Below are 12,147 nucleotides of genomic sequence, written 5' to 3' on the forward strand. Positions count from 1 at the left end.
CTCGATGCGCCATACACCTCCCAATTTCGAAAATTCCACCCTATCAGGGACGCTGCGACTTCCCACTCACACCAGATTTTCACGAGAGCACACAACCCCGTACACCCACAGCTTGTCAGATCATCATCAGATAGAGGACAGCTCTTGGGGCTCACACAACCGATTCGGACCGCTCCTCTGCAGTGTATCGCCTTACAAACAGTTGGCAAGAAAACGGTGAATATCCGCAGGTTTTGTACAGGAGAGCCTTATCCAGACCCAACCAGGTGGGCTACGATGTTAGGAAAAACGGATATCAGAAATGCAGATTACCGGGAGACCATGCTTCACGGGCTAACCCCAGTCAACACGGAGGATAGATCGACGGATTGGGACAGATGGTCGGCCCATCGATCAAGCTCACCGTGTAGGCGAGCGGTGACCAAGGTTGACGTGTGACGCTCAAGCGGTGAAAGTCCCTTCCTCATACGAGCACGATTGAGCCAGGCACGGCGAAAATGGGGTTCATCAAATACTCCATGAATGTAGGTGCCCCACACAAGACCATCTTTCCGAATTGCCCCATCACATCCCTCCTCGGTTGGAGGTATCAGTGCATGGTCTCCTCCCGTCGGCGCATCACCACGCTGAATACGAAAACATGGCTGTTCGGTCCTACACACCGTCACTCCCATATGGACTTGATAGCCCCGGACGGTGCTTTGATCAGGCACCAGTGAATCAGTCGGAATAGCTTCGACCTGCATCGTGCACTTTCTCTTTCCAAGCACGGTCTCGACGTCTAAGTAGGCTAGACCAGAACTTATCCCGCCTCGCTCAACCGCGTATGGATCTGAGATGGTTCTGCCAAGCATTTGATAGCCACCGCAAATTCCGACAAGCTCTCTTCCGCTACAGACATGACGGTCGAGGGCAGAGTCGTACCCCTGTTTTTGCACATGGAACAGATCGGCGAGCGTATTCTTACTTCCAGGAATGATGACGATATCGGCATCGGCCAGCAACGATGGTGTGGCAATGTATTTCACGGCCACATCCGGTTCAGCGAACAACACATTGAAGTCGGTAAAGTTGCTCATATGAGGCAAGAGCATGACGCCGATGTTAATTCGGTCGGACGAAAACTCTGCCTGTCGGTGTCTTTCTAGATCCAGACTGTCTTCCTGATCCAACATCAAATCATGAAGAAACGGCACGACCCCCAATACAGGAATCCTGCTCCGAGACTCCAAGAAACTCACTCCAGCAGTAAAAAGATTCGCATCCCCTCGAAACTTGTTGATGATAATGCCAGCGACCCTAGCCCGCTCGTCCGGCTCTAACAGATCCAACGTTCCGAGTACCTGAGCAAAGACACCTCCTCGCTCGATGTCGGCCACCAAGACCACGCGGGCATCAGCTAGTTTGACGACCGGCCAATTGACCAAATCGCGGTCGCGCAGATTAACTTCGGCTGCACTCCCAGCCCCTTCGATGACGATCACCTCATACTGGCTTGCCAGCCGAGCATAGCTGTCCTTCACAATCGACCATAGTCGCGCGCTCTGATCAAAATACCTCGCAGCGTCCTGCTTACACCATACTCTCCCTCGTATCACGACTTGCGAACAATTCTCCGATTCCGGCTTGAGCAAGATTGGGTTCATATCGACATGAGGAGAAATTCCGCAGGCCTCCGCTTGAAGCGCCTGCGCTCGACCAATTTCTCCGTTCTCCGGGGTCACGAACGAGTTCAGCGACATATTCTGTGCTTTGAATGGAGCCAACCGGACGCCTGCACGATGAAGGAGTCGACAAATCCCCGCGGTGATAAGACTCTTCCCGACATCCGACCCAGTTCCAAGAACAGCCAACGCTCGTGCCGTCATCGATACAATTCCTGCCAGGCTTTTGCCTTCGCGAGTCCACGACCAACACAGTCCGTCACGACTCGTCCCATCAAGGCTCCGATGATGGTATGGGTCCCGCTATAGATGTGTGCTGGTCCCTGTCCGCGAAGGGAACAGACAATCACAACCGCATCCGTCCCGGTTCCAGTGGCTGCCGCGCCACTCTGGGGACTGCGCACATCATGATCACGTAGGACGCAGCTCTTGGCCTCTGTGACAACTTGTACCGCACCAACCATGGCGGCCTGAGACAAACTCCCGTTCGTGATAAGAATGAGGTTAATCGTCCCAGGTTTTCCCAATCTGTCGTCAGCCGCACCCTCGAGCGGCCATTCTCCTACTCGAACAGCATTCGTCACACCGACCGTTGCAAAACACTCCACCCATAGCCCGTCTGACTGGGCTCGAGCCGTCACCACTTGTGTCATGGGCACTGCAGTCATGAGCCCAACCGCAGGCGTGTGAATTCCCATGCGAACAGCCAATTCCCGTAAACAGCGGCCTGGGTCACGAAAGACCATGGACTGACTTCCGCTCGTCAACGGATTGGCCTCAACCTGATGGTTGAGGATGTAGGAAGCGACCGTGAGCCCGCCCCCTTGTGGAGCTGATGACAGCACACGCTTCCGACCGTCAAGATCGATGACAAGTGTCTGTTCTCTCACATGATAACGGGTGTGAACCCCTGAGGTGACCTCCTTCATCGCGATCTCCTATCATGGAGCAATCGAGAAAGCTCTCGAATGAGTCGGTCGTTGTCGTGAACGGTTCGCACGGCCAGCCTGATGGATCGCGAATTCATCCCAGGTACGGGCGAACAATCACGAATCAAGAAGCTTCTTGTCCGCAATTGTTTCGCGACGTCACGCGCATGCAGACCACGGGGTAACTCGACCAGGCAATAGTTCGCGTGGGAAGGGATCGTTGTACAGCCGGGTAGCGCCGCAAGCTTCGTCTGAAATCGCTCACGTTCCTGTGCCATGAATGTCAGGCTCTTTCGTGCATGGAGGTCGTCTTTCAGTGCCGCGACTGCCGCCACTTGGCCCATCACACTGACCGACCAAGGAGGCAACTGTCGCAGAATTCGTTTAATCGTTGTCTGTACCGAGACGGCATAACCCACACGCAGTCCAGGCAACGCGTAGAACTTCGTCATACTGCGCAGGACCACGACCTGTGGCCACGACCTCGCTCGCCGTAAGATAGATCTATCAGAACAGTAATCCGCGAACGATTCATCAACGATCAGCCAAAGACCGCGCTTGTGAGCAGCCCTGGCCAATCGTATAAGATCATCGACGGAACAGGCTTCCCCCGTCGGGCTGTTCGGATTGCAGAGAACCACACCGTCAAAGGGGCGGCCTTCGTTTCGTCCCATCTCCATGACCCGACAAAGTCGATCAACCGGAACGGCATAGCGGTCGATTCGCTCTGCATAGAGTGCGGTGGTGCATCCTCCAGCCCGATCCATTGCTGCGGCATACTCAGAGAAGGTGGGTTGGACAATGAGTAGGCGTTGAATCCCCAACGCACGAGGTAATGTATCAATTAACTCCGTGGAACCATTCCCAACGATAATCTGGTCTGGACTTATCTGCCAGAATGTCGCCAGGGCTCGGCGCAGGTCCCAACAGTCTGGGTCCGGATAATGACCCAGGAGATGCTTAGACGAGGCGATGGCTCTCCACACGTGGGGAGAAGGGCCTAATGGGTTGATGCTCGCGCTGAAATCCACTATCTCGCCGAGATCACATCCCAACTCTCGCGCAGCGTCATAAACATTCCCGCCATGGAGAGGCTTTGTCACAGGAGCCATCTGATTCCCACTGCCAGGAAAACACCCAACGCACTGGCCATGGCCATTACCTTGGCCGCCGGCGCAATGTCGTGAGGTCCGGCCTCTCGCCCCTCTTGGCCGAGGATTGGACGGTCGTGCGGAACACCGCCATACAAGTTGGTACCACCCAATCTCACGCCAAAAACCCCGGCCATGGCGGCCTCAGGTCTGCCGCTGTTGGGACTGGGATGTTTTCCTCCGTCCCGGCTGAACACTCGCCATCCCTGGCGGACCGGATCCAATTGGCTGGTCATCAAGCCAGCCCCAACAATCAGCAACAACGCTGTCAGACGAGCTGGAATCCAGTTGGCTACATCATCAAGTCGAGCCGATGCCCATCCAAAATCGATGTAACGTTCGTCACGATGGCCGATCATAGAATCCAGCGTGTTGATCGCCTTATACGCCAACGCTAGTGGAACACCACCAATCGCCAGATAAAATAGTGGAGCGACCACACCGTCTGCCGTGCTTTCTGCGACTGTTTCCATAGTCGCACGAGCCACTTCGGATTCGGAGAGTCCATCTGCATCTCTTCCGACAATCATCGCGACCGCTCGGCGCGCAGCTGGGAGTTCTCCAGCCTGGAGTGAGGCATCCACGGCATGAACATGATCCCACAGATCTCGTGCGGCGAGCGTCGTCGAAGCCAATCCGATAGAGAGAGCCGTTCCTAACCATCCCGCAACCCCTTCGGCCTCTTCCAGGATGACCGATGTGATCAAGAACGTCGTCATCGGAAGTCCGGCTGCAAGGCAGATCCCTGCAATACGAAGACTGACGGCATTCGGACAGATCCCCCGTATCCCAGAATCAACCCAGGTGATGCATCGTCCTATCACACGAACAGGATGCGGCAACCAGTGTGGGTCGCCAACCAGCACGTCCAATGCAGACGCTACGAGGAGTTCGCCGCCGGTCATGACAACCGGAGCAAGAGAGGAACGAATAGGAGGAACAGAATCTCGCTCACCTCGTTGGTGGCTCCAAGTGTATCGCCGGTGATCCCACCGAACCAGCTGCGGCAGCCCCACCAACCGATCAATAGAACGCACACCCCCGCCGACATAACGACACCCGCGTTGACCGCGCCAAACCCCACAACTAACCCAATGGTCACGACAAGGGTCGAGAGGACAACCTGCCGCCAGGACAGATGGGTGAGAAATGGTGCCGCTAAGCCTCCCTCCGCTCTGGCATAAGGAGACATCCATGCTGATGTCACCATGGCCCAACGACCCACCGCCGGCATACACCACAAGGCGGGGACTCGAATCTCCTGAGGAAGCGCCAACAAGCCTGCATACCGAAGCAGGATCGATAGAAAGAGCCCCGTGGCACCAAGCGCCCCGATATGAGGATCGCGCATAATCGAGAGCCGCTCAGACGGTGTCCGGCCTCCAGCCAGCCCATCCAGCATATCGACCAACCCATCTTGATGAAGCCCGCGAGTGCACAGGACCAAGAGGGTAATCAACAGCGCACTCACGACAGCCCCCTCAAAGAGCACTCGCAAGGCTACGTCGGCGGCAACTAAGCCACCACCGATCAGTAGGCCGATCACGGGGTACCAGACCATCGATGCAGCGAGCTCCGGTGCTGTCGGCTCATGATGCGCTCTGCTCAATGGAATCGTCGTCAGAAAATGCCAGGCAAAGAGAAATGGACGGGCGATGGCTCCCATAGACATCACAACTTGTTCGCAACACCGGCTTCTTCGAATGTTGCCATCTCGTTGTAGACTTTCACAGCAGCACAAACAAGATCCATCCCTAGGCAAGCCCCTGTGCCCTCACCAAGACGAAAATCAAAATCCAACAGCGGGGCCAAGTTCAACTGATCCAAAATCGCGCGATGTCCTCGTTCGACCGACCGATGTGCAGCGATCAGATACTCTCGACACAGCGGCTCAAGTCCGACGGCAATCAACGCTGCGGCACCAGCGATGAACCCGTCCAGCACGACCGGCACGCGGCAGGCCGCCGCACCGAGCATGAGCCCCGCCAACCCACCGATTTCCAACCCTCCAACCTTTGCCAAGACGCCGATCGGATCGTCCGGCTTCGGGCGATGAAGGTCGAGTGCCCGCTGAATCACCCTGACCTTATGCAACCGGTTGGACTCCTCAATGCCGGTTCCATTCCCCGTTACCTCTGCCACAGGCCGACCAGTCATCACCGCAGTAATGGCTGCACTGGAGGTCGTGTTCCCAATCCCCATCTCCCCTGTTCCAATGAGACCGATGCCTTCCTGGACGGCCTCCATGGCTAACTCAATCCCAACCATGACGGCTTGCTCTGCTTGTTCTCTGGTCATTGCGGGCTCACAGGCAAGATTCTGCGTCCCTTTCATGATCTTTCGATGAATCAATCCCGGGGCGGTTGTAAACTCGTAGTCCACTCCGATATCGACGACTCGAACAGCCACACGCGCATGCCGCGCCAGGACATTCACACCGGCTCCCCCCCGAAGGAAGTTCAGCACCATCTGAGGAGTCACCTCGCGAGGATAGGCACTCACCCCTTCAGCGGAGACGCCATGATCAGCAGCAAAGGTAAACACCATTCCATGGGGGATAGTGGGCTTCTCCTCACCGGTCATGGTGACGTAGGCAGCGGCCAATTCCTCCAGTCGACCAAGGCTGCCCTGCGGCTTGGTCAGCCGACTCAAATGGGCCTGTGCTTTTGTCTGGAGGTTCGGATCCAGCGGATGGATACGACGACACACATCTGCAATCGACATACTGCTCCTTCCTCACTTCATGCGAAGCGACAGCCCGCTGACCACCAGATAAACCTCATCTGCTTCCTGAGCAATGGACTGATTCACCCGTCCGGACAGATCACGGAAGGCTCGCGCCATCGGTTCAGCCGGAACCACGCCAAACCCCAACTCATTCGTGACGATCACCACCCTTGCCCCTGTGCCTCGCATCCGGTCCACAAGCGTCCCCACTCGCCCCAGAATGACAGGCGCTGTGAGACCGGCCCCGATCAGATTACTCAACCACAAGGTCACGCAATCGAATAAGATGGTCCTATACTCTGAGCCCTGTTTAGCGAACCATTCCTCCACATGCAGCGGTTCTTCAACGGTCTCCCAATCCGTCGACCTCGTCGCCCGATGCCGAGCAATGCGGTCTGCCATTTCATTATCGAGCCCTTGCCCGGTCGCCACGAATGCACGTGGGCCACGCGAGCCAGCACACTGGAGGGCAAATTCACTTTTTCCTGACGAGGCCCCACCCAGAACAACAATAAGACGGCCCTTCGCTCTCCCGGAAGATGGACGCTTACTCCGCTTGCTTGGCGACATTCCGCTCCCATAAGAACTCTGGTTCGCCCTGTGTTTTGGCCACCCACCGAGCCAGGACAAACAAGGCATCACTCAGCCGATTGACGAACTTGATGATGGTCGGATCGACTGGTTCAGTTTTTGAGAGCGCCACACACAAGCGCTCAGCTCGACGACAAATTGTCCTGGCTTGGTGGAGAAAACTCGACACTTTTCCTCCGCCGGGCAGGATGAATTCTTTGAGTGGTTCTAAATTCTTTTGACAACGATCGATCAGTTTTTCCAAACGCGTGACATCGCTCGCCTGAACCTGGGGCATATTCTTGAAAGTCTGTCCGGGTGCCGTTGCCAGAATGCTTCCGACGTCAAACAGTTTGTTCTGCACCCACCGCAGCTCATCCTCCAACTGGCGAGCCTGTGTGTGGTGCTCGATCATTTCTCCGTTGAGCACCCGAACAATCCCAAGTGAGGAATTCAACTCATCGATGGTCCCGTAGGCGTCGACCCGCAGACTGTCTTTCCACACCGTCTGTCCTCCGGCGAGTCTGGTTTTTCCCGCGTCGCCCGTTCTGGTGTAGACTTTTGTAATCCGCATCTCCGTTTCTCTCCTTGTCAGAACCTTGGTAGCCCCATGCCTCATAGTGAATGAGCTGATCAACTGGAATCCGGTTCCGCCATCCGGCGGTTTCCAGGTCCGGTGCTGGTTCAAACTTTGACACATACCCTAGGCACAGATAGGCCAACACGGTCAACGATTTCGGCACACCGATGACCCGTTTCAGTGCCTCATGATCGAGAATACTGACCCATCCCACCCCAATCCCTTCAGCCCTGGCGGCCAACCAGAGATTTTGAACGGCACAACAGGTACTGTATAAATCCGTCGCACGTACGGTGGAACGCCCGAGCACATCCGCCCCCCCACGCCTCCGGCTACAGGTGATGCACAAATTGATCGGAGCTTCTTCAATCCCCTCGAGTTTCAGGCGCCGATACAGTTCACCCTTCGCTCCCCTGTAACGGCGTGCAGCCTTGGTATTGGCATCAAGAAACAACTCTTTCACTGCGTGCTTCGTCTCAGGGTTACGGATCACGATAAAATCCCACGGCTGCATAAACCCAACCGACCCGGCATGATGGGCCGCCGTCAACAGTCGCCTCATCACCGCCTCAGGAATTGATCGCGGAAGAAAGTTTCGCCGCACATCTCGACGTTCAAAGATCGCCCGATAGACCGCCTGCCGTTCTGGCTCAGAAAATCGTCCCTGTGGTCGGCTCATTCCAATCTCGATTCAGCCTATCCGTCAAATAATTGATGACGATTGCGGTCCTAACTCACCGGTGGCAACTTTCCCCAGGCAAATCCGACAGAGACAGTCCTCATACCGTGCAGCAATCCAGTCCATCTGGTGCTCTGTGATCCCCAATGTGCCACACCAGCATTGGTACCCGCCACACTGGAACGGCTGTCCGCAGTGTTCACAGATCTTTTCAACAGGACCTCTCATTGCCCGTCCTCAATCAATCAGTACATGATCCAGAAGCCTACGTGGTGCTGCAACCTGCTGAATCGACCAGTGCTTTTGCACACGATGGTTGGCTGGCAAAATGCAAGTGTGTGTAAAGCCCCAACGTCTTGTTTGTAACCATTCCATCGGCCCCCTTCGACGCGCCCTGTGCATCGGTCGAGGTACATACATAAGCCAGCGAGCCTTTTGGTGAAATCGTCGAGTAGTGGAACTCATGCCCCCGTGCAGTAAGCCCAGCCGGCCCGATGACGCAGGACTGAACCACCTCAATCGAGCGATACCCCAACGTCATTCCCGTACGCTGCATGGTTGCTTCGGCCGGGAATAGGCCCACCATCTCATGCAAGCAGCCGTCAAAATCCCTCATGCTCTGTGTGAGGTACATCATGCCGCCGCATTCCGCATAAATCGTTCCGCCTTGCTCTCCAAATCGTTGGATCGCCGATTTCATGGGTCTGTTGGAAGCTAAGGCTGAACCGTGCAATTCTGGATATCCGCCACCAAGATAGAGCATGCCAAGATCATCGGGGAGCTTAGCATCATGGAGTGGAGAGAATGCAACTAGTTCGCCTCCGGCTGCTTCGAGTAATTCCAGATTATCCGCATAATAAAAGCAAAAGGCCTGGTCCTGCGCCACCCCAATACGAACGGGGTTTGGCCGACGAGACATGATGCGCGCTGAAGCCGGAGGCAACCGCGTGCACGAATTAGCAAGTGATTCAAGGCGACCCAAATCCACTGTATTCAAGGCAGCCTTGGCCAACCGATGAGAGAGACTCCGATCTCGTTGTTCGTGAGCCATTGTAAGACCAAGGTGTCGATCCGCGATGGCCACCTCTGCATCAGGGCAGAGATACCCAACCGCCACGACATCCGTCTCCTGCTCGACCGCGGCCTTCAACAATTTGTAATGACCTTCGCTGCTGACTCTGTTGAACAACACGCCGGCCACGCATACCGCAGGATCGAAGCACGCATAGCCTGCCACCATCGCGGCGGCGGAACGAGCCATAGCGCTGCCGTCGATGACCAGAATAACCGGTGCGTCCAATTGTTTGGCCAGCTCTGCCGTACTCCCAATGTCATTCAGCGGCGAGCTACCATCAAACAGGCCCATCATCCCTTCGATCACGGAGAGATCCGCATCTGCTGCAGCACGCGTAAAGCTCTCTCGATTGAGACGCTCTCCTAATATCCACCCATCGAGATTCCTCGACGGCCTTCCTGTCATCGCCTGATGATGGCTGGGATCAATGAAATCAGGGCCGGCTTTAAACGGCTGCACGAGGCGGCCCCGCTCGCGCAAGGCCGCCAGAATCGCCAATGTCGCTGTCGTCTTGCCGACACCACTCGATGTCCCAGCAATGACGAGTCGAGGATACGGCTTCATACGACTTTAAATTGGAAGATCATAATTTAACCGAACACCACCGAAGATTGAACGAATCGGAGTGCCGAAGAACAGGATTTCTTCGTACTTTTCATTGAAAATATTGTCGAAACGGATGTAGGCCTGCATATACTTCGTCACGTCATAGCTCGCTGAAAAATTCCAGATGAGAAAGGACGGAATCGGATTACTGTTTCCGACATTGTTAAACCGTTCTCCGACATATCGCCCTTCCAGATTGGCTCGCACCGCTTCGATCGGTTGATAGCTGAGAATGGCTGACCATTGATTGAGCGGCCATTTGGGGACACGGGTAGTCTGGCCATTCTCAAAGTTTTCCGTATTCGTATATGTATAATGAACCAGCAAATCGAGGCTTTTAGCCCACGGCTGGTCACGATATACATGCACTTTTACGCTTGCCTCGAAGCCTCGTGCGGTTGCAAGACCGACGTTCAAGGCGCAGAAGTTGGCTCCAAACGGTCCTGTCCCACAAGCGACTGGATCTTGCGCGGAAAGAATGAGGTCTCGATATCGTGTCCAGAAGTACCCCACACTGATGGTCCCTCGATCATTCGGCAGCGCTTGTTCAATAGCCGCGTCCAATCCCTGGCTTCTCTCCGGCTTTAAGTTAGGGTTGCCGAAATTCGGGAAGAACAGCTGGTTGATCGTCGGAGCACGAAAGCCGGTTGAATAGCTCCCGCGTAACTTCGTACCGGTTTCCTTGACCAGGTAGCCGCCAGTGACTCGATACGTCGTCGCGCTCCCGAAAACATTGTATTCGTCCTGCCGGATACCGGCAGTTGCAAACAGACGATCCCAAAGATTCAACTGCGCTTCGCCAAATCCTGCATGACTGCTGAGAATCTTGTTCGAAAAGGTCGCCGTCTGCGTGAGCAGATCGGTGTTATCGCCTTTCTGTTCGCGAAATTGATACCCACCTGTCAGCAACAAGGGTTTACCGACTTGAACATTATGTTGCCACTCCACCCGGTTACTGGTCGTTTCGATCTGCGAATTGAACGGGAAACCAACGGAGCCCGTCGCTCCAGTCACTACGTCTCGTGCAATGGTTCCGCCATTACTGACGAGAGATTCCGTCGCCCGCGACAAAGTCAGCTGTTGCGACCACCAGGTCGTAATGGGTTGTGTATAGTTGCCTGCGAAGACATATTGTTTATCTTTGGATCTTGCACCAAACACATCGGCCGGATTGGAGGCAAAGGTAGTCGAGTTAAACGCAAATCCGTCAAAATTCACACCGCCGTTCAGCCAGCGGAAGCTGAACTCCAACCTTCCATCTTTGGGAAGGTCTGCGCCTAGCCGAACAGACCCTTGCCAGTTGTGATAGCCATCTCGCTCAGCCGCCCCACGCCGATAATTGATAGCGGAAAACCCAGCCGTATCCAACCGGGTAATCGATCCGGAGAAATCTATGGGTCCCTTTTTTCCGGCTAGAGTAGCTCCTTCTCGAATCGTATTGAACGATCCATACTCGGCAAATACGGATACATTGGGTTTGTCACGGCCGCGCTTAGTAGTGATGTTAATGACACCACCCATGGCATCCGAGCCCCACAGCATACTTTGGTTTCCTCGTAGAACCTCGATCCGCTCGATATTGTCCGATGTTAAGTTGGCAAAGTCATAGTTGCCGATGGTAGCACTATTGACAATCGCACCGTCTATCAATACGAGCGTTTGCTCCGGCGTCCCTCCGCGCATCCGGACATCCACACTGGTGCCCAACCCTCCGCTCTGGTTCACGGACAGTCCTTGTGCCCAGCGTAGCGCCTCCGCAACGGTTTTGACTTTCCGCTGTTGCATCTCTTCGCCGGTGATGACCTCGACGGCACTTGTGACTTGTTTGGTTGGAATGGGAGTTTTGGTCGCACTTACCACAACATCAGGAGCCTCGACGGTTTCCTGCTGATCAGCCATGGCGATATCCTGAGCAGCTGAGGAAGGAGGAATGACGGACAGAGAAGAAGCAAAACCGAAGGCACAAACAAATATGACACGCCGATACACACGATGCATGAAAACCTCCCTTTGACTCGAAGGGTGTGAATGTTTCCCGTCCGTTGGGTCTCCTGACTTGCGGATCGTCGTTTCCCTGCGCCTTCCCATGCGTTGAAACGCACAGTGGCGTGTGGCAGAGTCACTCCCCGCTTACAGTGGCGGCACCGTGATGGAGTTGCACCATCT

The 12,147-nt window shown here is 55.2% G+C and carries 12 protein-coding genes and 1 riboswitch; all 12 genes read right to left on the reverse strand.

What is annotated here, in order from left to right; all coding sequences use genetic code 11:
- Positions 1 to 326: 326 nt before the first annotated feature.
- Genes ACYX34_RS00805 through ACYX34_RS00860 form a run of 12 tightly spaced genes read right to left on the reverse strand, consistent with a single transcriptional unit; the run spans position 327 to position 11,979 of the window.
- The gene (locus ACYX34_RS00805; RefSeq protein WP_462074647.1) at positions 327 to 1,868 is read right to left on the reverse strand and encodes a cobyric acid synthase; all 1,542 of its coding nucleotides are present in this window, start codon (positions 1,866 to 1,868) and stop codon (positions 327 to 329) included.
- Positions 1,865 to 2,593, reverse strand: coding sequence for an adenosylcobinamide amidohydrolase (locus ACYX34_RS00810; RefSeq protein ID WP_462074648.1), 729 nt, complete (start codon positions 2,591 to 2,593; stop codon positions 1,865 to 1,867). The genes ACYX34_RS00805 and ACYX34_RS00810 overlap by 4 nt, the downstream gene beginning before the upstream one ends.
- Entirely contained in the window at positions 2,590 to 3,696 is a 1,107-nt protein-coding gene (cobD, locus tag ACYX34_RS00815) for a threonine-phosphate decarboxylase CobD (RefSeq protein ID WP_462074649.1), read from the reverse strand. Before cobD ends, ACYX34_RS00810 begins: the two co-directional genes overlap by 4 nt.
- Entirely contained in the window at positions 3,693 to 4,649 is a 957-nt protein-coding gene (cbiB, locus tag ACYX34_RS00820; RefSeq protein WP_462074650.1) for an adenosylcobinamide-phosphate synthase CbiB, read from the reverse strand. The genes cobD and cbiB overlap by 4 nt, the downstream gene beginning before the upstream one ends.
- Complete coding sequence (gene cobS / locus ACYX34_RS00825) at positions 4,646 to 5,416, reverse strand: adenosylcobinamide-GDP ribazoletransferase (protein WP_462074651.1); 771 nt, start codon at positions 5,414 to 5,416, stop codon at positions 4,646 to 4,648. Before cobS ends, cbiB begins: the two co-directional genes overlap by 4 nt.
- The gene (gene cobT, locus ACYX34_RS00830; protein WP_462074652.1) at positions 5,416 to 6,468 is read right to left on the reverse strand and encodes a nicotinate-nucleotide--dimethylbenzimidazole phosphoribosyltransferase; all 1,053 of its coding nucleotides are present in this window, start codon (positions 6,466 to 6,468) and stop codon (positions 5,416 to 5,418) included. Before cobT ends, cobS begins: the two co-directional genes overlap by 1 nt.
- A 12-nt stretch (positions 6,469 to 6,480) precedes the next feature.
- A complete protein-coding gene (gene cobU, locus ACYX34_RS00835) occupies positions 6,481 to 7,041 on the reverse strand; it encodes a bifunctional adenosylcobinamide kinase/adenosylcobinamide-phosphate guanylyltransferase (protein WP_462074653.1) in 561 nt (186 codons plus the stop codon).
- Entirely contained in the window at positions 7,019 to 7,546 is a 528-nt protein-coding gene (locus ACYX34_RS00840) for a cob(I)yrinic acid a,c-diamide adenosyltransferase (RefSeq protein ID WP_462074654.1), read from the reverse strand. The genes cobU and ACYX34_RS00840 overlap by 23 nt, the downstream gene beginning before the upstream one ends.
- The gene (gene bluB / locus ACYX34_RS00845) at positions 7,500 to 8,300 is read right to left on the reverse strand and encodes a 5,6-dimethylbenzimidazole synthase (RefSeq protein WP_462074655.1); all 801 of its coding nucleotides are present in this window, start codon (positions 8,298 to 8,300) and stop codon (positions 7,500 to 7,502) included. The genes ACYX34_RS00840 and bluB overlap by 47 nt, the downstream gene beginning before the upstream one ends.
- A 24-nt stretch (positions 8,301 to 8,324) precedes the next feature.
- Positions 8,325 to 8,528 (reverse strand): cysteine-rich CWC family protein, encoded by a 204-nt coding sequence (locus ACYX34_RS00850; RefSeq protein ID WP_462074656.1) that lies wholly within the window; start codon positions 8,526 to 8,528, stop codon positions 8,325 to 8,327.
- 37 nt (positions 8,529 to 8,565) lie between these two features.
- Positions 8,566 to 9,939, reverse strand: a complete 1,374-nt coding sequence (locus ACYX34_RS00855; RefSeq protein ID WP_462074657.1) for a cobyrinate a,c-diamide synthase — start codon at positions 9,937 to 9,939, stop codon at positions 8,566 to 8,568.
- Positions 9,940 to 9,945: 6 nt separating this feature from the next.
- Positions 9,946 to 11,979 (reverse strand): TonB-dependent receptor plug domain-containing protein, encoded by a 2,034-nt coding sequence (locus ACYX34_RS00860; RefSeq protein WP_462074658.1) that lies wholly within the window; start codon positions 11,977 to 11,979, stop codon positions 9,946 to 9,948.
- A gap of 26 nt (positions 11,980 to 12,005) precedes the next feature.
- A riboswitch (cobalamin riboswitch) is annotated at positions 12,006 to 12,147 on the reverse strand. This riboswitch is flagged as partial in the annotation.

This window comes from Nitrospira sp. CMX1, assembly GCF_054902215.1.